This is a genomic window from Klebsiella oxytoca, from assembly GCF_009707385.1.
Classification (GTDB): Bacteria; Pseudomonadota; Gammaproteobacteria; order Enterobacterales; family Enterobacteriaceae; genus Klebsiella; species Klebsiella oxytoca_C.
In genome coordinates this window covers 2330294-2351100 of record NZ_CP046115.1, presented here as the reverse complement: position 1 = coordinate 2351100, position 20807 = coordinate 2330294, and the positions used below count along the sequence as shown (strand labels likewise).

17 protein-coding genes and 1 other annotated feature are annotated in these 20807 nt (G+C 54.0%); of the genes, 9 read left to right on the top strand and 8 right to left on the bottom strand.

Annotated elements, in window-relative coordinates; genetic code table 11:
- The first annotated feature begins 75 nt into the window (after positions 1–75).
- On the top strand, positions 76–837 hold the full coding sequence (locus GJ746_RS10830; RefSeq protein WP_154680200.1) for a YciK family oxidoreductase: 762 nt from the start codon (positions 76–78) through the stop codon (positions 835–837).
- Positions 834–1424, top strand: coding sequence for a cob(I)yrinic acid a,c-diamide adenosyltransferase (gene cobO / locus GJ746_RS10825; protein ID WP_154680199.1), 591 nt, complete (start codon positions 834–836; stop codon positions 1422–1424). The genes GJ746_RS10830 and cobO overlap by 4 nt, the downstream gene beginning before the upstream one ends.
- Here the strand turns inward: cobO and GJ746_RS10820 are convergent.
- From GJ746_RS10820 to rnm, 7 genes are all read right to left on the bottom strand, one after another.
- Complete coding sequence (locus GJ746_RS10820) at positions 1396–2370, bottom strand: helix-turn-helix transcriptional regulator (protein WP_154680198.1); 975 nt, start codon at positions 2368–2370, stop codon at positions 1396–1398. The two genes, cobO and GJ746_RS10820, sit on opposite strands and share 29 nt — an antisense overlap.
- Positions 2371–2396: 26 nt before the next feature.
- Complete coding sequence (locus tag GJ746_RS10815) at positions 2397–4745, bottom strand: beta-glucosidase family protein (RefSeq protein WP_154680197.1); 2349 nt, start codon at positions 4743–4745, stop codon at positions 2397–2399.
- Positions 4746–4763: 18 nt separating this feature from the next.
- Positions 4764–6125 (bottom strand): MFS transporter, encoded by a 1362-nt coding sequence (locus tag GJ746_RS10810; protein WP_154680196.1) that lies wholly within the window; start codon positions 6123–6125, stop codon positions 4764–4766.
- Between the two features lie 165 nt (positions 6126–6290).
- A complete protein-coding gene (gene rluB, locus GJ746_RS10805) occupies positions 6291–7175 on the bottom strand; it encodes a 23S rRNA pseudouridine(2605) synthase RluB (RefSeq protein ID WP_154680195.1) in 885 nt (294 codons plus the stop codon).
- Positions 7176–7401: 226 nt separating this feature from the next.
- A complete protein-coding gene (locus GJ746_RS10800) occupies positions 7402–9297 on the bottom strand; it encodes a DUF2207 domain-containing protein (protein ID WP_154680194.1) in 1896 nt (631 codons plus the stop codon).
- 31 nt (positions 9298–9328) lie between these two features.
- Positions 9329–9949, bottom strand: a complete 621-nt coding sequence (locus GJ746_RS10795) for an L-threonylcarbamoyladenylate synthase (RefSeq protein ID WP_154680193.1) — start codon at positions 9947–9949, stop codon at positions 9329–9331.
- A 9-nt stretch (positions 9950–9958) separates the two neighbouring features.
- Positions 9959–10828 carry an RNase RNM gene (gene rnm, locus GJ746_RS10790; RefSeq protein WP_154680192.1) on the bottom strand — a complete coding sequence of 290 codons (870 nt, stop codon included), beginning with the start codon at positions 10826–10828 and terminating at the stop codon, positions 9959–9961.
- A gap of 228 nt (positions 10829–11056) precedes the next feature.
- Positions 11057–11152, top strand: a sequence feature (Trp leader region).
- A 35-nt stretch (positions 11153–11187) separates the two neighbouring features.
- On the opposite strand from rnm, the gene GJ746_RS10785 reads away from it, so the two are divergent.
- Genes GJ746_RS10785 through trpA form a run of 5 tightly spaced genes read left to right on the top strand, consistent with a single transcriptional unit; the run spans position 11188 to position 17719 of the window.
- The gene (locus GJ746_RS10785; protein WP_154680191.1) at positions 11188–12750 is read left to right on the top strand and encodes an anthranilate synthase component 1; all 1563 of its coding nucleotides are present in this window, start codon (positions 11188–11190) and stop codon (positions 12748–12750) included.
- Entirely contained in the window at positions 12750–14345 is a 1596-nt protein-coding gene (trpD, locus tag GJ746_RS10780) for a bifunctional anthranilate synthase glutamate amidotransferase component TrpG/anthranilate phosphoribosyltransferase TrpD (RefSeq protein WP_154680190.1), read from the top strand. Before GJ746_RS10785 ends, trpD begins: the two co-directional genes overlap by 1 nt.
- Before the next feature lie 3 nt (positions 14346–14348).
- Positions 14349–15707 (top strand): bifunctional indole-3-glycerol-phosphate synthase TrpC/phosphoribosylanthranilate isomerase TrpF, encoded by a 1359-nt coding sequence (gene trpCF / locus GJ746_RS10775; protein ID WP_154680189.1) that lies wholly within the window; start codon positions 14349–14351, stop codon positions 15705–15707.
- Between the two features lie 9 nt (positions 15708–15716).
- The gene (trpB, locus tag GJ746_RS10770) at positions 15717–16910 is read left to right on the top strand and encodes a tryptophan synthase subunit beta (RefSeq protein ID WP_154680188.1); all 1194 of its coding nucleotides are present in this window, start codon (positions 15717–15719) and stop codon (positions 16908–16910) included.
- Positions 16910–17719, top strand: coding sequence for a tryptophan synthase subunit alpha (gene trpA, locus GJ746_RS10765; protein ID WP_154680187.1), 810 nt, complete (start codon positions 16910–16912; stop codon positions 17717–17719). Before trpB ends, trpA begins: the two co-directional genes overlap by 1 nt.
- A 469-nt stretch (positions 17720–18188) precedes the next feature.
- Here trpA and GJ746_RS10760 read toward each other — a convergent pair whose 3' ends face one another.
- A complete protein-coding gene (locus GJ746_RS10760) occupies positions 18189–19043 on the bottom strand; it encodes a helix-turn-helix domain-containing protein (protein ID WP_154680186.1) in 855 nt (284 codons plus the stop codon).
- A gap of 346 nt (positions 19044–19389) precedes the next feature.
- On the opposite strand from GJ746_RS10760, the gene GJ746_RS10755 reads away from it, so the two are divergent.
- On the top strand, positions 19390–20013 hold the full coding sequence (locus GJ746_RS10755) for a helix-turn-helix transcriptional regulator (protein WP_154680185.1): 624 nt from the start codon (positions 19390–19392) through the stop codon (positions 20011–20013).
- A gap of 483 nt (positions 20014–20496) precedes the next feature.
- On the top strand, positions 20497–20742 hold the full coding sequence (locus tag GJ746_RS10750; protein ID WP_154680184.1) for a DUF2543 family protein: 246 nt from the start codon (positions 20497–20499) through the stop codon (positions 20740–20742).
- Positions 20743–20807 lie beyond the last annotated feature (65 nt).

Genomic DNA, 20807 nt, shown 5'->3' with positions numbered 1-20807 from the left:
CTTTCAGGCATAAAGTGCAAAAGTGAGATACCAAATAACAAGCGCGATCGCCAGCAGATCGCCCGAGGAGTCGCCGTGCATTATCAACCGCAACGTCATCTGCTACAGGACCGCATCATCCTGGTTACCGGCGCCAGCGACGGCATTGGCCGTGAAGCAGCCCTGACCTATTCCCGCTACAGCGCCAGCGTTATCCTGGTCGGTCGCAATGAAGAAAAGCTGCGCGCCGTCGCGCAAGAAATTCAGCAAGCTGGCGGAATACCCGCCCGCTGGTTTACCCTGGACCTGTTAACCTGCACGCCGCAGGAGTGCCAGCAGCTGGCGCAGAAGATTGCCATCCACTACCCGCGCCTTGACGGCGTACTGCACAACGCGGGCCTGCTTGGCGACGTCTGCCCGATGGATCAGCAGAAACCGGAAGTATGGCAGCAGGTTATGCAGGTAAACGTTAACGGTACTTTTATGCTCACCCAGGCGCTGCTTCCTTTATTACTGAAATCAGAATCGGGATCGCTGGTCTTCACCTCATCCAGCGTCGGCCGCCAGGGGCGCGCCAACTGGGGGGCTTATGCCGCATCTAAATTCGCTACCGAAGGCATGATGCAGGTACTGGCCGAGGAGTATCAAAACCGCCATCTGCGGGTAAACTGTATCAACCCAGGCGGCACGCGTACCAGGATGCGCGCCAATGCGTTCCCCACGGAAGATCCGCAAAAATTGAAAACCCCCGCTGATATCATGCCGGTCTATCTGTGGCTGATGGGCGACGACAGCCGTCGCAAAACGGGAATGACTTTTGACGCCCAGCCGGGCCGTAAACCAGGAATTGCACAATGAGTGATGAACGCTACCGCGAGCGCCAGCAGCGGGTAAAAGATAAGGTCGATGCCCGCGTTGCTGCCGCGCAGGAAGAACGCGGAATCGTGATCGTTTTTACCGGCAACGGTAAAGGCAAAACGACAGCTGCTTTCGGTACCGTCACCCGTGCCGTCGGACATGGAAAAAAAGCCGGCGTCGTGCAGTTTATCAAAGGTACCTGGCCGAACGGCGAACGCAACCTGCTCGAGCCGCACGGCGTCGAGTTTCAGGTGATGGCTACCGGTTTTACCTGGAATACGCAGGATCGCGAAAGCGATACCGCCGCTTGCCTCGCGGTCTGGGAGCACGGGCGCAGAATGCTGGCCGATGAAAGCCTCGATCTGGTGTTGCTGGACGAACTCACCTACATGGTGGCCTACGACTACCTGCCGCTCGAAGAAGTGCTTACCGCTCTGCGCAACCGTCCGCCACATCAGTCGGTTATTATTACCGGCCGCGGCTGCCACCGTGAAATTACCGAGCTGGCGGATACCGTCAGCGAACTACGTCCGGTAAAGCACGCGTTTGATGCCGGAATCAAAGCGCAGATGGGGATTGATTACTAGCCATCAGTTGCTCGAGTAGCGCATGAGTAAGCGGCAGACACAGGCAATCCTCACCCAAGGCTAGCTCGCTTTCGGGAATATTCTGCCGCGAGACGAAACGCTTGCGGTACTCGGTTGGCGTGACGCCACAGTACTTATTAAAAGCGGCGATCAGGTATTTATGTTCCTGAAAACCGCAGCTGTGGCTAATCTCAGTGATTGGCGTACGAGTATCGCGCAGCAGCGTGCGGGCTTTGTTTAGCCGCACCAGCGTCAGATACTCCTTAAAATTATACCGACTCACCTTTTTGAACAGCCGCGAAAACCAGGAGTAGCTCATTCCGCTGTGGCAGGCGACCTCACTCAGCGTCAGCGGCTGGTCAAAGTTCTGATTAATAAAATCAATCCCTTTCTTAATCATCGCCTCCTCACGCAGCGAGCTTTCGGCGCGCTGCGTTGGTTTTCCGGCACAGACTAACGCATCCAGCAGCAGATAAATCGCCGCGATACGCTGAAACGGCGCATGATTGTCGATCAGCTGTTTCAGTAGCCTCACCAGTCGTTGTCGCACCTCGCCGTCCGCCTCCGAGTAAGACCGTCCGCACATGCTCCAGTCCAGCAGCGGTGAGGGGTGCAGCTCGTCAAACAGGCCAGGGGAAAACTGTACGGTGACTAATTGACTGCCTGGCGCTTCCGCGCAAAGCGAATGAACTTCTTCCGCATTGATATACAGCATGTCCCCCTGCGCCAGCTCCAGGCTACGCTGGCCGACGGTCAGCGTAAAACGCCCCGTCAGTACGGTAATCAGCTCCGGTGCCGGATGCCAGTGAGGTTCACAGTAGCGAACCTCTGCGGCAAACACATTCAGCTTTTCCGCGTCAAAGGCAATCAGCTCATAGCCGCTGTTCGCCGTTTGTCGTCCGCTCTGGGTGACCGAACGAGGGTGAGTCACTGAAAAAGGGAACATGCGCAATCTCCTGTCACTAGCAACAATCAGCGCCCGGCCAGCACGCTATTAAGCTCATCGCGCTCAATATCCAGCGCCAGGAATTCGGTCAGCGCAATCAACAGTCCGCAAAACAGGTCCGGCGCCAGGCGAATGAGCTTTTCTCGTACCTGATCCTCTGGCATCTGGCTCTTATCGGCAATCAGCTTGACAACCCGGGCAAAAGCCTCTGGCTGCTGAATCAGCTGCTGCAGCGAGTTATCGTCGCGTAGTGGTACAAATCGCGGCGGACAATCCACTTCAATTTCCGCAGTTAACGGTAACTCCCGGGATGAGGCGCCGACGCGAATCTGCCAGGTTCCCGGCGTCACCACCCACTCGCCGAGGCCAGGATGATAGCAGGCCAGTTCAGCAATAGGCAGCTGCAGGCTTACGCGGAGTGACTCTCCGGCGGCCAGCGCAACTTTACTGAACGCTTTTAACGACTGCACTTCACGAATCAGTTCCCCCTGCGGCGCGCTGACGTACAGCTGGACAATCTCTTTGCCCGCATACTCTCCGCAGTTGGTCAGTTCAAACGAGACGTTAAGCGTCTCATCAGCGCCTAAACGGGAGGCTGAAAGCGCGATATTATCGTAAGCAAACCGGGTATAGCTTAGACCAAAGCCAAACGGGAAACGCGGCGTCAGGCAACGCTTATCGTAATAGCGATAGCCAACAAAAATCCCTTCTCCGTAATGGTGGCGCAGATTTTCACCCGGGTAGTGCAACCATGCGGGAGTTTCCTCCAGTGAATTAGGGACCGTCACCGTCAGTTTGCCGCAGGGGTTACGTCTGCCGAAGAGAATTTCCGCCACCGCGCGCCCCATTCCCTGCCCGGCAAAAAACGTTTCCAGCAGCGCTTTGCATTCACCCAGCCACGGCATAACCACCGCATCGCTGTTAGCCAATACCACAACAATGTTTGGCTGGACCGCCGCCACCTCACGAATCAACCTTTCATGCACCGGCAGAATATTCAGATCCTGACGATCGCCGTTTTCACCATCTTCGCCAACGGCGGTACTGACAAATATAACCGCCACATCAGCCTCTTGCGCAACGCGACTGGCCTGCGCCAGCGCCTGTTCATCGTCGCGTAAATCATCCGGTGCACCCACGGCCCAGGAGACGCTATAATCGTCACCGGCGAGATCGAAAATTTCATCCAGCGGGCGGTCGAGGAGATACGGTACCGTGGTAGCGCATCCGGACCCCTGAATCACCGGCTCCTGCGCCGGTTTCCCCAGCACCGCGATGCGCGGGGTTTTCTCCGGGCGTAGCGGCAGCAGATCGTCTTCGTTTTTTAATAACACAATAGATTCGCCGGCGAGCCGCTGCGCCAGCTCATGGTGGGCCGAAAAGTCAGCTCGCGTTTGCGGGCGGCGATGGCGCTGGACCTTATCCAGCAGCGCCAGCATCCGTCGGCAGGCGCGGTCTACCACCGCCATCGGGACTTCGCCGGCTTCAATGGCCGCCAACAGGGTTTGTTTATCGCGACGGGTTTCCGGCATTGCCAGATCGTTACCCGCCATCAGCGATGCCGGGCGATCTTTAATTCCATACCAGTCGGACATCACCAGGCCGTCATATCCCCACTCATCGCGCAATACCTGAGTGAGTAAAAACGGATCCTGCGAAGTTTGTACGCCGTTAAGACGATTGTAGGAGGACATCACCGTCCACGGCCGGGATTTTGCAATCGCCCGCTGGAAACCCGCCAGGTAAATTTCCCGCAGCGCCCGTTCTTCAATGATCGAATCCATTTCCGTGCGGCGGTACTCAGAGTTGTTTGCGGCAAAGTGTTTCAGGCTGGCGCCAACGCCCTCCTGCTGCAGGCCGTTAATCAGCGCTGCGGCGATGTCGCCGCTCACTACCGGATCTTCAGCGTAATATTCATAACCGCGACCGGCCAGAGGCGTGCGGCGAATATTAATGCCGGGCCCGAGCAGGATCCCAACGCCCATCTGCTGACACTCTCTCCCCAGCGCCCGCCCCATTTGATGCACCAGCTCAACGTCCCAGCAGCAGGCCAGGCTGGAGCCATTGGGAAAGCAGGTCGCCGGTAGCGAAGTGCTGAACAGCGCTTCACTTCCCCCTTTCGCAACGGGCTCTTCAGCGCTGGCCCGATCCGCGGTTTGAGTGATGACCGAGATAAAGTCATCCATACTCCACTTTTCCCGACCATCAATCTGCGCGCTGCTGTAGCGCACGCCGTAGGTACCGTCGGTCATAATGATATCTTCAATTCCATGCTGCGGCAGGGAAGCCGTGCGCCACAAGCCGCTGCCGGTCAACAGCGCCACTTTTTCTTCCGCGCTCATCGCGGCAAGGATGGTGTCAAAATCGTTATTCATCTCTCTGGCTCCCTGAGGTTAAAGCGCGTTCTGTTTACGCAGGCTGATTTTTTGCACAATATCGCGATAGGTTTTTTCATCCAGCGAATAGCAGGCGACAAAAATGGCGCTGAGCGCAAACATCGCTCCGGGGAATAGCGTCATCAGAACGTTAATGCCGTTAATCGCGCTGGCGGTAATATTGCCCGCGTCATAGTGATAATAGTCCAGCATCCACCCGGCGCAGCCGCCGCCAATGGCCATCGCTAGTTTAGTGATGAAATTAAAGAAGCCGTAAATTGCGCCTTCGGTTCGTACTCCATGGTGCCATTCGGCATATTCGACGGTATCAGCAATCATTGACCACATAGAAACAAAACCCATCCCCAGCGTAATGCTGTACAAACAAACTCCGATCATTATGAGCCAGATATTATCGCCAGCGATAAAATACTGCATCAGTACCCCAACCACGCCGATCAATAGCGCTATCAGCGTCATCTTCTTTTTACCTGTCAGCGCAATGATTTTTTCCGAAATAACGGTACCGACAATATAAGCTGCCGATTGAATCATAAAGAAGGTAGAGGTAAAACCTTCGCTGCCAATAATATATTTAATAAAGTAAATGGCGATAGCCATCCACACGGTATAGGCAATATAAAAAAAGACGGTAAACAATGAGAGGTTAATTAACGGCGCATTGCCTGCCACCGCCTTCAACATTTCCCGCAGCGTCGGAGCCGGGGTATCTTCTTCTTCGCCAACCCGCTCTTTGGTCATCCCGAAACAGGCAAGGAACAAAAACGTTGCCAGCAGTGCAAAGCAAGAGACGGCGAAGACGTAGCCGAGCTGTTTATCACTAAACGGTGAGATCAACATATCCGCAGTGGTGGATACTATCAGATAGCCGACAATAGCCAGCACAAAGCGATATACCGACAGCGACGAGCGGGAGGCTTCATGCTGCGTTAAACGGTTGGTCAGCGCCGAATATGGCGTATTCACCGCCGTATATGCCAGGCAATAAATAGTATAGGAGATCAGTGCAAAATAGAATTTTGCCTCACCGCCAAAGGGGACAAAACAGAGAACCGTGAGAAAACCAAGCGGAACTGAACCGTACAACAACCACGGGCGTAATTTTCCGTAACGGCTGTGAGTTTTATCGATCGCAAAACCAATCAGAATATTAAAAACAGCATCAATGACACGGGCAATAACAAAGATCAGGCTGGCCTGTACGGCGCTGATACCGTAGATATTGGTATAGAAGAAAAGCAAAAAAAGAGAAACAAAACCGAATGATAAATTAGAAGCAAAATCACCAAAACCATAACCTATTTTTTCTTTAACGCCGATAACCACATAGCTTGCCGATAGTTTTCCTGCTGTATCCATTTTAGGCTACCTGTTTATGTAATTAGTGCCGTCAGTATATGGCGTGGCCTGACGCACCGCTTTGCGTTATTTGTCCGGGGATTTCCTGTTTTTTGTCTTTATACAGAACTGTGAAAGGTATCACAGGAGAAAGGATTCCGGCGGTACCCGCCGGAACTGAAAGTATTAACCGTTGCCGTTATTACGGCTGCTGGAACGACGGTTATTATTATTGCTCACCTGGCTATGGCGCTTAACCGCACGGCGAATCTGATTCGCTTTCATGCGACGACGATCTTTTTCGACCGCAACCTTAGAGGTGGTTTCCGGCGTCAGCTCTACCAGCTCACGCAGGTAGTTCGTTTGCGCCAGGTCCAGCTCGGTATAGCCGCCGCGAGGCAGGCCTTTCGGCAGCAGAATATCGCCATAGCGCACGCGGATCAGGCGGCTGACCTGCACGCCAACGGCTTCCCACAGGCGGCGAACCTCGCGGTTGCGGCCTTCGGTCAGCGTGACGTTGTACCACTGGTTGATACCTTCACCACCGGTGAACTTAATGGTTTTAAACGCCGCCGGGCCATCTTCCAGCTGTACGCCGCGAGACAGCTGACGCAGCTTGTCATCATCTATCTGGCCAAATACGCGCACCGCATATTCACGCTCTACTTCGCGGCTCGGGTGCATCAGGCGGTTAGCCAGTTCGCCGTCGGTAGTGAACAGCAGCAATCCACAGGTATTGACATCAAGACGACCGACGGCAATCCAGCGCGCGCCGCGCAGCTTTGGCAGACGATCGAATACCGTTGGACGCCCTTCCGGATCGTTACGGGTACAGAGTTCGCCTTCCGGCTTGTAGTAGGCCAGCACGCGACAAATCTGTTCCGCAGACTCTTTCACTGAGACAAGGTGACCGTCGATGCGAATTTTTAAACCGGGGACCACTTCAACGCGATCGCCAAGGGTGGCGATTTTGCCATCTACGCTGACGCGGCCAGCTTCGATTTTGGCTTCAATTTCACGGCGGGAGCCGTGGCCAGCGCGGGCCAGCACTTTTTGTAATTTCTCGCTCATTGAGCTTCCTTAAGGTGTCGCCTTCCCAGGCGTCTGGTATACTTCGAAAAACAGGGCCGAGAAAGAAAAAACCTAACACCCTGTTCTGTACATAGTTTTGCATTAAAACGTGTAACTTGATGTACCGCAATAAGCGGCACATCAGCAATACGCCTTCTCGCGTGGGCGAACATGGTACACGAACTTTAAGATGAATGCTTCTTTGCTGTGATGAGCATAGCACAACTCACCATCCGCCTCCGCCGCCACCTCCGGCACCGCCGCCTGAAAATCCCCCGCCGCTGCCGAAACCAGAAGCGCTGGAGGCCCCGATGCTCAAATGCGCCTGCAAGGACAATAACACCCCGGATCTGGCTATTTCCGGCGCCTTAATCGCTGCCGCCAGGGATGGAGCCAGGCGATTGGCCCACTCCTTACCCAACCCTGCGGCTACCGCCCAGCTAAGCAATGAAATATCCAGGTAACGGGATTCACCTTTGCGCCGTTGTCCGCTGTGCGTCGCTGCCTCCAGACGTTCCAGATAGTGGATTATCCCCCTGGCCTGGGCTAAGCGCTGCTGGCCTGATTGCGTAAGCTGTGGAAGGAAGCAAAAGCCCAGCGCGGTGATATAACCGGTCAGGCACCATGCGCTGAAGTATCCGGCGGGCATATACCATTGAAAGAGCGAAAAACCCATATTTGCCCATAGAAACAGAAAAATCAGGCCACCACCGATAAGCGGAAAGAACAACGTCGCCAGTAAACTCTTGCGAATCGGTTTGCCGAGATCGCCGTCAACCACCAGGCTCACGCCGCTAAAGAGAAGCGGAAGAACGAAGAAAAGGCCCACAAACCAATCCGCAGTTAAGGTTCTGGCCGTCCAGCCCAGACTCTGCGCATTAGCCAGAGCCTGGGTCGCAAACATCGCCACAATCCCAAACAACACGAAGCTCAAAGGCCGATACCCCGCGCCCTTATGCTGCTGACGATAGTGTTTCTCCATCCGCGTAAAAGCTTTACGCAGCGTTCTATTGTAGCGCCCCTTAAGTACCACCTTATCGCCCTTGCGGAACAACAGATCCATCAAGAGTTGCTCTTCCCGGGTCGGTATATCGCTTTTTCTGCTCGCCCCCGAATGAACCCTCACCAGACATTGCTGCGTTTTGTCACCCGGCATGCTCTCCAGCGCCACCCGCCCTTTCACAATCAGGTGGGTCACATCGGCGCAAAAACCTTTATCGTCGTAGGTCTGCTTCGCCGCCATACGCAGATAGCCGGGTGAAAACTCCGTGGACATTGACGTCAGCACCGGCACGTCAACCGGGGTAAAGCGCGGCCTGCGTAGCCATAAAAACAAGAAATAACCCGCCATCAGCCCGCAGGGGATCCAGACGATCAACGACAATCGCGTGGGGATAAAAAGATGCGGGAGAAGATGAGTCGCCTGAGGCTCTGCGGCATCAGGCAACAGCGCCCGAGACCAGCGATAGAGTACGGTAAAATCCTGCTGGTAGAAGGGTTCGCGGGACTCAATGCGCCCGTCCGGCAGAAGGTGACCATTTTTTAACCTTTCGCCATAATCGCCGGTAAAAAAGTCGATATGCTTAAACGGATCTCCTTGAGCCTCCACCAGCTGCAGGGCGAAGCGAACCTGGTATATTTTGAACGACCAGCTATCACCGGTGACGTTCCAGATAAGCACGTCATCATCGCCATCGCGGATAAACGCGTTGCTGACCTGATAGTGCACCTGGTAGCGATAATCGCCTTCCGGCAGAAGTGTCTGTTCATCGCCTACGACGATTCTCATGGTCCCCCTGCGCCAGAGCAGATGCCAGGGTTCAGGTTTTCCGTCACGGGTCACGCCAATAACATGATACGTCAACAGGGCCGCGTTACCATCTGGCCGCAGCCACATGCGCGGAAGATCGCGAAAAAAACCGTGTTTAATCTGCCTGTTGCGCGCCTGGAAGTGAATGTTTTCTTGCACATCCAGCACCCCGTCAGGACGCATGAAGGCCTGAACGTCAAACAGCGCAATCGCTTCTTCTGCAGGGGATAAATGGTCAGAACGCGCATGGCTGAACGGAACGCTGAACAGCCACAGCAAAAGAAAAAATCGACAGATCCATGTCCATCTCATAACTATTCCTTCCGTGGAATAACATCAGTAATTACAGGAACGGCTTCACATCACCAACACCTTCACGAACCACAACCGGGGTATCTTCGGTGAGATCGATAACCGTCGTCGGCTGCTGGCCCAGATAGCCGCCGTGAATAATCAGGTCCACCTGCTTCTCCAGGCGATCTTTGATCTCTTCCGGGTCCGATTCGGTAAAATCGCTTCCCGGCAGCATCAGCGACGTCGACAGCATCGGCTCGCCCAAGGCTTCCAGCAGCATCTGCGCAATCGGGTTTGACGGCACGCGCATCCCGATGGTCTTACGCTTATCCTGCAACAAGCGACGCGGTACCTCTTTGGTTCCTTTAAGGATAAAGGTGTAGTTGCCCGGCGTGTTGTTTTTGATCAGACGAAAGGCCACGTTATCGACGAATGAATAGGTCGACAGTTCGGAAAGGTCGCGGCACATCAGCGTAAAGTTGTGGCCGTTTGGCAGATTACGAATCCGGCAAATCCGCTCCATCGCACCTTTATCTTCAATTTTGCAGCCTAAGGCGTAGCCGGAATCCGTCGGATAGACGATAACCCCGCCTTTACGCACAATGTCCACCGCCTGGTTAATCAACCGCGCCTGCGGGTTTTCCGGATGGATATAAAAAAACTGGCTCATACTTCCCTCTCAATTTTGTTCTACAGCCACTTCCCAACTGCGCCAGATCCCTTCTACACCAGCGGGTAGCCAAAGTTTGCGGCCCAGTTCGATCCATGGACAAGGCTGATGAAAATCAGACCCCTGCGAAGCGTGAAGGCCGTACTGTATTGCGTAGGCGGCAAGCTGAGCCCGCTCGTGCGGCGCCTGCTGACACTGCGCCACCTCCATCGCATCGCCGCCCTGTTCGCTAAAGTGGGCCAATAGTCGTTTCAACCACTTCGCCGAGAGGTCATAGCGCCCGGGGTGGGCAATAACCGCTTTACCGCCAGAATGATGAATGACATCAATTGCTTGTTTTATTGTACACCACTGGGGCGGAACATAACCTGTTTTCCCTCGCGCGAGATATTTCTTAAAGACGTCTGCCATGTTGGTTGCGTAGCCGGCTTCCACCAGAAAACGGGCAAAATGACCGCGCGTCACCGCACCGCCGTCCGCCAGCTTCAGCGCCCCTTCCCAGGCGCCCGGGATGCGCGCTTTTTCCAGCCGCTCGGCAATCTGCTGACCTCGCGCCTGGCGACGCGCTTTCTGTTCATCAAGCAGCGTGGTCATCGCCGGATGGGCAATATCGATATTCAGCCCGACTATGTGAATTTCGTGGTTTTCCCACAGCGTGGAAATTTCCACCCCGGTAATCAGCGTCAACGGTAAAGCGGCTCGCTCGATTTCCGCCCGGGCGGCAGGGATTGCCGCCACGGTATCATGGTCGGTTATCGCCAGGGTACCGACGCGCATCTGGTGAGCGCGATGGACAAGTTCTTCTGGAGTCAGTCGCCCGTCAGAGGCGATGGTATGGCTGTGCAGGTCGTAAATCACTGCGTAATTGGTATTGCTCAAGATGACTCCTGCTGGACATGAACCTGTACCCGTCATACTTTTAAGTCACAGGCAGATTAACTGTAGTTCTGCAGCTTAAGGGATTAAGGATATTAATAAGCGCATCATCATACCGACTGATAGAGAAAATCTGCAAACAGGGGTTGACTTTAATCTCTCGAACTAGTTAACTAGTACGCAAGTTCACATGAAGGGGTATCAACGATGAAAACGCAATTTATCACTCTGCACGGCTGGTGGCGCACCTCCTGTTATCGGGCGGCGTGATCGCGTTTTGCACTCAGCATACAGATACCCGGCCCGCCAATGAGCGGGCTTTTTATTGGACAAATTATTATACCGAACAGGCGAGAACAATAATGCAAACATCAAAACCGGCACTCGAGCTTCTCACCAGCGACGCCATCTATCGGGAAAACCCCACGGCGTTATTCCACCAGCTCTGCGGCGCGCGTCCGGCCACCCTGCTGCTGGAATCCGCTGATATCGACAGTAAGGATGATTTAAAGAGCCTGCTGCTGGTTGATAGCGCGCTGCGCATTACCGCGTTAGGTGACACCGTCACTATTCAGTCATTTTCGGCCAACGGTACGGCGCTGCTGGATCTGCTGGATAGCGCTTTACCTTCAGGCATTAATAATCAGCGTCAGCCTGATAGCCGGGTCTTAACCTTCCCGCCGGTCAGCTCGCTGTTAGATGAAGACGCCCGCCTGTGTTCGTTATCGGTATTTGACGCATTCCGCCTGCTGCAGGAGCTGATTACCGTTCCGCAGGATGAGCGCGAAGCGATGTTCTTCGGTGGCCTGTTTGCCTATGACCTGGTTGCCGGTTTTGAAGATCTGCCGCCGCTGGAAAGCGATACTGCCTGCCCGGATTACTGCTTTTATCTCGCGGAAACGCTGCTGGTTATTGACCATCAGACCAAAAACACCCGCATCCAGGCGAGCCTGTTCACCCCGCTGGAAAGCGAAAAACAGCGTCTCTTACAGCGTCTTGCTCAGCTCCGTCAGCAGCTGAACGAACCGCCGGCGCCGCTTCCGGTAACCACGGTGGCCGAGATGCGCTGCGATTGCGATCAAAGCGACGAAGAGTACGGTGCCGTGGTACGTAAAATGCAGCGCGCTATCCGGGCGGGAGAGATCTTCCAGGTCGTACCTTCGCGCCGCTTCTCGCTGCCCTGCCCGTCGCCGCTGGCTGCTTATGATGTGCTGAAGAAGAGCAATCCGAGCCCGTATATGTTCTTTATGCAGGATAACGACTTTACCCTGTTCGGCGCGTCGCCGGAGAGCTCTCTCAAGTACGATGCCACCAATCGCCAGATTGAAATCTACCCGATCGCCGGTACCCGTCCGCGCGGCCGCCGCGCCGATGGTTCGCTGGATCGCGATCTCGACAGCCGTATCGAACTGGAGATGCGCACCGACCATAAAGAGCTTTCCGAACATCTGATGCTGGTTGACCTGGCGCGTAACGACCTTGCGCGCATCTGTACTCCCGGTAGCCGCTACGTCGCCGACCTGACCAAAGTCGACCGTTACTCTTTCGTGATGCACCTCGTCTCCCGCGTGGTTGGCGAGCTGCGCAGCGATCTCGACGTTCTGCATGCCTATCGCGCCTGTATGAACATGGGCACCCTCAGCGGTGCTCCGAAAGTACGCGCCATGCAGCTTATCGCGGCCGCTGAAGGCAAACGCCGCGGCAGCTACGGCGGCGCGGTGGGCTACTTTACCGCCCACGGCGACCTCGATACCTGCATCGTGATTCGTTCTGCCTACGTACAGGATGGAATCGCTACGGTTCAGGCCGGGGCCGGTATCGTGCTTGATTCCGTTCCCCAATCAGAAGCCGATGAAACCCGTAATAAAGCTCGCGCGGTGCTGCGCGCTATCGCTCAGGCCCACCACGCGAAGGAGACTTTCTAATGGCCGACATTCTGCTGCTCGATAATATCGACTCTTTTACCTATAACCTGGCAGACCAGCTGCGTTCGAACGGCCATAACGTGGTGATTTACCGCAACTCCGTCCCGGCGCAGGCGCTGATTGAGCGCATCGGCACCATGAAAAATCCGGTACTGATGCTCTCGCCGGGGCCGGGAACCCCGAGCGAAGCTGGCTGTATGCCGGAGCTGCTGACCCGCATGCGCGGCAAGCTGCCGATTATCGGTATCTGCCTTGGCCACCAGGCAATTGTTGAAGCCTACGGCGGCTATGTCGGCCAGGCCGGGGAAATCCTCCACGGTAAGGCTTCAAGCATTGAACACGACGGCCAGGCTATGTTTTCCGGGCTGAGCAATCCGCTGCCGGTCGCCCGCTACCACTCGCTGGTGGGCAGCAACATTCCGGCGGGATTAACCATCAACGCCCACTTTAACGGCATGGTCATGGCGGTACGTCACGACGCGGATCGCGTCTGCGGCTTCCAGTTCCATCCGGAATCAATTCTGACCACCCAGGGCGCGCGTCTGCTTGAGCAAACGCTGGCCTGGGCGCTGCAGAAGCTGGAACAGACCAATACCCTGCAGCCGATTCTGGAAAAACTGTATCAGGCAGAAACCCTGAGCCAGCAGGAGAGCCACCAGCTGTTCTCGGCGGTCGTGCGTGGTGAAGTGAAGCCTGAGCAGCTGGCCGCCGCGCTGGTGAGCATGAAGGTGCGCGGCGAGCATCCACAGGAAATCGCCGGCGCCGCTACCGCACTGCTGGAAAACGCCGCGCCGTTCCCGCGCCCGGACTATCTGTTTGCCGACATCGTAGGTACCGGCGGCGACGGCAGCAACAGTATCAATATTTCGACCGCCAGCGCCTTTGTTGCCGCCGCCTGCGGCCTGAAGGTCGCCAAACACGGCAACCGCAGCGTGTCGAGCAAGTCCGGTTCTTCCGACCTGCTGGCAGCATTCGGTATCAATCTGGATATGAATGCCGATAAATCTCGCCAGGCGCTGGATGAACTGGGCGTATGCTTCCTGTTTGCGCCGAAGTACCACACCGGTTTCCGTCACGCCATGCCGGTACGCCAGCAGCTTAAAACCCGTACCCTGTTCAACGTGCTCGGGCCGCTGATCAACCCGGCGCATCCGCCGCTGGCGCTGATTGGCGTCTACAGCCCGGAACTGGTCCTGCCGATTGCGGAAACCCTGCGCGTGCTGGGCTACCAGCGCGCCGCGGTGGTCCATAGCGGCGGGATGGATGAAGTGTCGCTGCACGCGCCGACGGTGGTCGCGGAATTAAGCAATGGCGAAATCAAGAGCTACCAGCTGACCGCCGCCGATTTTGGCCTGACGCCTTATCATCAGGAGCAGCTGGCAGGCGGCACGCCGGAAGAAAACCGTGACATTCTTACGCGCTTGCTACAAGGTAAAGGTGATGCCGCTCACGAAGCCGCCGTTGCCGCCAACGTCGCCATGTTGATGCGTTTACATGGACATGAGGATCTGAAGGCCAACGCGCAGCAGGTCATTGATGTGCTGCGCAGCGGAGCGGCCTATGACAGAGTGACCGCCCTGGCGGCAAGAGGATAAAAAATGCAGACCGTTTTAGCAAAAATCGTGGCCGACAAAGCGATTTGGGTAGAAGCCCGCAAACAACAACAACCGTTAGCCAGTTTTCAAAATGAAGTGGTACCGACGCAGCGCAATTTTTATGATGCCCTTGCCGGCACTCGTACCGCGTTTATTCTCGAGTGCAAAAAGGCCTCTCCTTCAAAGGGCCTGATTCGCGATGATTTTGACCCGGCGGCCATCGCCGGCGTCTACAAGCACTACGCCTCGGCTATCTCGGTGCTGTGCGATGAGAAGTATTTCCAGGGCAGCTTCGACTTTCTGCCAATCGTCAGCAAGGTCGCGCCGCAGCCGATTCTGTGTAAGGACTTCACCATCGATCCTTACCAGATCTACCTGGCGCGCTACTATCAGGCCGACGCATGCCTGTTGATGCTTTCGGTGCTGGATGACGAGCAGTATCGCCAGCTCTCTGCCGTTGCGCACAGCCTGAACATGGGCGTGCTGACCGAAGTGAGCAACGAAGAAGAGCTGGAGCGCGCCATCGCGCTGAAAGCGAAAGTAGTGGGCATCAACAACCGCGATCTGCGCGATATGTCGATTGACCTCAACCGTACCCGCACCCTGGCGCCTAAGCTCGGTCATGGCGTCACGGTGATCAGCGAGTCCGGTATCCATACCTATGCCGAAGTACGCGAACTGAGTCACTTCGCCAATGGCTTTCTGATTGGCTCGGCGCTGATGGAACACGCCGATTTGAACGCCGCCGTGAAGCGCGTGCTGCTCGGCGAGAATAAAGTCTGCGGCCTGACCCGTCCTCAGGATGCCCGGGCGGCGTATGAATCCGGCGCCGTCTACGGCGGCCTGATTTTTGTCCCGACCTCGCCGCGTGCGGTGAATGAGGCTCAGGCGCAAACGGTGATTGAAAGCGCCCCTTTGAGCTACGTCGGCGTGTTCCGCAATGCGCCGGTGGCGGAAGTTGTCGCCCGCGTTGAAAGTCTGAACTTAGCCGCAGTCCAGCTGCACGGCAGCGAAGACCAGGCTTATATAGATACCCTGCGTGCCGAACTCCCGGGCAACGTGCAAATCTGGAAAGCCCTCAGCGTTGGCGAAACATTACCGCAGCGTAATTTGAACCATGTCGACAAATATGTTTTCGATAACGGCCAGGGCGGTACCGGCCAGCGCTTCGACTGGTCCCTGCTGCAAGGTCAGGACCTGCGTAACGTCCTGCTGGCAGGCGGCCTCGGCGCCGATAACTGTGTGGAAGCCGCCAAAAGCGGCTGTGCCGGACTCGATTTTAATTCAGGCGTAGAGTCGCAGCCGGGTATTAAAGATGCCAGCAAACTGGCCTCGGTGTTTCAAACGCTGCGCGCATATTAAGGAGCAACAATGAGTACTTTACTGAACCCCTATTTTGGCGAATTCGGCGGGATGTACGTTCCGCAGATCCTGATGCCCGCCCTGCGCCAGCTGGAGGAAGCCTTCGTTAGCGCGCAAAAAGATCCGGCATTCCAGGCTGAATTTACCGATCTGCTGAAAAATTACGCCGGTCGCCCGACGGCGCTGACCAGATGCCGCAACCTTACCGAAGGTACCCGCACCACGCTGTATCTCAAGCGTGAAGACCTGCTGCACGGCGGCGCGCATAAAACCAACCAGGTGCTCGGTCAGGCGCTGCTGGCAAAACGTATGGGCAAAACGGAAATTATCGCCGAAACCGGCGCCGGTCAGCACGGCGTAGCCTCAGCACTCGCCAGCGCCCTGCTTGGCCTGAAGTGCCGTATCTATATGGGTGCTAAAGATATCGAACGTCAGTCGCCGAACGTCTTTCGGATGCGCCTGATGGGGGCGGAAGTGATACCGGTGCATAGCGGCTCCTCAACGCTGAAAGATGCCTGTAACGAAGCGCTGCGCGACTGGTCCGGCAGCTACGAAAAGGCTCACTATATGCTCGGTACCGCCGCTGGCCCGCATCCGTTCCCGACCATCGTGCGTGAATTCCAGCGTATGATTGGCGAAGAAACCAAGGCCCAGATTCTGGAGAAAGAGGGACGCCTGCCGGATGCGGTTATCGCCTGCGTCGGCGGCGGTTCTAACGCCATCGGTATGTTCGCCGATTTTATCGACGAAACTTCAGTTGGCCTGATTGGCGTAGAGCCAGCCGGTCACGGGATTGAGTCTGGCGAACACGGCGCGCCGCTGAAGCACGGTCGCGTGGGTATCTACTTCGGTATGAAATCGCCGATGATGCAGACCGCCGAGGGGCAAATTGAGGAGTCCTACTCTATCTCCGCCGGACTCGACTTCCCGTCAGTGGGCCCTCAGCATGCTTATTTAAACAGCATTGGCCGCGCCGATTACGTCTCAATTACCGATGATGAAGCGCTGGATGCCTTTAAAGAGCTTTCTCGCCATGAAGGGATTATCCCGGCGCTGGAGTCCTCCCACGCCCTGGCGCACGCGCTGAAAATGATGCGCGAAAACCCGCAAAAAGAGCAGCTGCTGGTGGTTAACCTCTCCGGCCGCGGCGATAAAGACATCTTCACCGTACACGATATTTTGAAAGCGCGAGGGGAAATCTGATGGAACGTTACGAGACGCTGTTTGCACAACTGAAAGCCCGCCAGGAAGGCGCATTTGTTCCCTTCGTAACCCTCGGCGACCCTAATCCGGGGCAATCGTTGAAAATTATCGATACGCTGATTGAAGCGGGCGCTGACGCGCTGGAGCTGGGCATTCCTTTCTCCGACCCGCTGGCGGACGGTCCGACGATTCAGAACGCAACTCTGCGCGCTTTCGCCGCAGGCGTCACGCCCACCCAGTGCTTTGAAATGCTGGCGGCGATTCGTCAAAAGCACCCGACTATCCCAATCGGCCTGCTGATGTACGCTAATCTGGTGTTCAGCCCCGGTATTGATGAATTCTACGCCGCCTGCGAGCGCGCTGGCGTTGATTCCGTGCTGGTAGCCGATGTTCCCGTCGAAGAGTCCGCCCCGTTCCGCCAGGCCGCGCTGCGCCACAACATCGCGCCGATTTTCATCTGCCCGCCAAATGCCGATGACGATCTGCTGCGCCAGATTGCCTCTCACGGTCGCGGCTACACCTATCTGCTCTCACGCGCAGGCGTCACCGGGGCAGAAAATCGTGCCGCCCTGCCGCTGCATCATCTGATCGAGAAGCTGGCCGAGTACCATGCCGCGCCGCCGCTGCAGGGCTTTGGTATCTCCGCGCCAGAGCAGGTTACCGCCGCGATTGACGCAGGCGCAGCAGGCGCGATTTCTGGCTCCGCTATCGTTAAAATTATCGAGCGCAACGTTAACGATCCGCAGGCGATGCTGGATGAACTGAAAGCCTTTGCCCAGGGGCTTAAAGCCGCCACCAGAGCCGCTTAAGCGCTTCTCCCGCCCGGTTCTCCGCCGGGCGGCTATTTCTCAGCATATTTACGCGTCAGGCGAAACAACGCCACTACACCTGCTTACCTCCAGTCAGGCAGTACTTCATTCATCAGCTACGTCCCTGAGCGCATTCGCGATTGGCGAGCCCTGGGTGCAGAACGACAGCCAGAAACGTACCGTTTCCATCGTCGATAAAAAATCACTTCTGCACAAAAGATAGGGTTGATATTTTAAATGAGAAATATTATCTTTCTCAATACCGAATAGTTGAGCAAACGAGTCAGGTATTCGGTACGACATTGCTCACATTGCTTCCAGTATTTTGGCCCGCACCTGTGCGGGCTTTTTTTGGCGCCGCGCCTGGCGCGCTTAACCGGTCATGGACAGCCTCGCGCTTGTGGCAAGGAGCTGAGCTTACGACTGCGCGCACGGGTAAACAACGGCGGGAAACATCGCTACTGGTGGGTTAAATGTAAGCTACCGGTACAAAATACTGAATGGTATAAATCGAACGCGTGTTTGCAATACCAGCCCTTTTCAGGGGAGCAAAACGTTCGATATCGTAGCCCTGCCGACGATATAGCCCTAACTCAGGAAGATATTTCATATAAACATGATTTGACAGTAACGTAAATTCTTCCCATGAGCCGCTAAAGTCCAGACCAAGATACCATCCGCGTTTCGCTATCCTTATCTCCCGGCAAGCGTCATTTCGCAAATTCAAAGGCGTGCCAATAAATCCATTGATCATCGTTTTATATGCATTGCTGGCCGCAGGAAAAAAGTCAGAGAGAATAAAAATGTCACGATCGTCACCGAACATGCTGGTGGTAATTTTCCTGCGGGTGATATTTTTTCTTGAAGCAATATCATCGCTCAGCGACAGCGTGTAGTTGAATCCATATCCGGCGAATATCTGCTCTTCAAGTAAACAAAGATAAGGTTCAGGAAACCGGCAGTCATGGGAGGTAACTTTCTGATGTAATAAAGACAAATCCCAATATGTTGAATGCCGGTACTCTCCGTGACAACGACCAAAATTCTTTTTAAACTCTCGGGAAAATGTTTGAGGTGAGTCGAAATGCAACTGACAGGCGATGGATGAAATGGATTGTCGGGTCAGTTTTAACCTGCCAGCGGCATAGGTCATTCTGCGCATTCGGATATATTTTCCGACGGGAATACCAGCATATTCATAAAATACATTATAAACAGTGCGTCGAGAACACCCTACTCCACTGGCGATATCAGCAACCGACGGATTAATTGCCAGATGGTCCTCAATCCATTCTACTATTTCATTAAAGGCAGAGTTCCTCATTTCCTGAGATAATATCCTTAGCAAACCATTAGCCGCCAATATTTTATCAGCAAACCGATTTTTACACTAAGCTTTTTGTGCAGAATAAAAATAAATAAAATTTCCATAATAAAAAACCCAAAGAATTACAAATAGGTTTATGAAAATTAAGAATTTTCTCACAAAAAATGTCCAGGGTCTTATTTTGCACACAAATGTTGCTTTTTTTGAAGACCTACAATATCTTATTTAAAGCCTTTAAACCATCTGTCACTATTAACCATTTACTTTAAGCATGAGTCTCTCTGCGCCCTGGCGTTATTTGAAATCAGAGTACTTTCATTTATAACCGTGTGAATCCGTGCATATGATAAATATTTTAATTAATACTAAAAACGTCTACTCTAAACATGCTATAAAACAGCTGGTTCTGGAGTCTGTTGCCACAGATGAAGATATTAGCTTTCAGGACAGCTACACTCAATACAACATTGCTCAGGCCCATATTATCTTTACTGAAATGGAGCCTGGGGAAATATTCTTGTGTAACGACGAGTTAAAATACAGAACCAATAAAAGTCTGTTATTTATTCTCCAGGAGAAGAAAAATGAATATTTACCGACGGAGCTAACCAACTGCACAAAAAATTGCTTTTTTATATACAAAGCCGACTCCATCCCGGCAATAAGAAATAAAATTAACGCTCACATTAATGAGTTCAGAGCGACAGAGAATGAAGAGGCCATAGCTGCAGAAACGATCAGTTGTATTAACTGTCCCTGCAAATCGATTACGCATGCCCAGTCAAAAGTTGTTCATGCCCTTAGCCTTGGACTCAATCAAATGGAAATAGCCCATGAATTAAAAATTAACTATAAAACGGTTTATTCGCATAAGAAAAACGTTATGCACGACTTTAAAATAAAAGGCACACAAGATCTTAATAAATTTTTAAATGTATTAATGAAAAGGAAGCAGCTTATTTCTTAGACTGGCAAAGGTCAGATTTGTATAAGAAACGATTTTTTACACCGCCTTTTGAACCCATAAAAAAAATAAGAAAGCCTGCTGGTTACTCAAAACCCTCCTTAAATCTGTAAGAAATCGCTTATTCACCCAAAACACAAGCATTCGACGCAATATACTTAACACAGGCGTCTTTATATCAGAGTTACCGTTCTAATGACAGGAGGTCTTTTATAAACCATCACAAGCAATACCACGATAAATCATGCTGTAACGGCTTTCTGTCCCGATTACGTCGATAGAAAATATTCCCTAAAATTTAATCAACGGTGGTCGCTATCCTCAGCATAGCCGTTGCGCCCCATCACAACAGGGGCCCGGCATCCGCCACAGGCTGTTCATGCATTTTCCGCAACGTTGCCGGGATAATACGGAGCAGGAATGATATTATTGATGCCAGAGTATGCAGGCAGCAGCTGGCATCAACATCAACCCCAGGAGCGATTTATGCACGAAGAAGTACCACTAAAGTATTATGACATCGCCGATGAGTATTCGACAGAGGCCGCTGAGCCAGTTAGCGAGTCAGAACGCGAAGCTCTGGCCCGCTATTTTCAGCTGCTGATTACCCGCCTGATGAATAATGAAGAAATCAGCGAAGAGGACCAGGCAGAGATGGCGATCCAGGCTGGTATTGGTGAACAGCGTATCGATGATATCGCCGAGTTTCTGAATAGATGGGGTAATGAGTAACGCCTGCCAGAAGCGTTACGGGGAGCGTTTGAGTACTTAAGGCATTACCGTTGGTGGCGAGGATG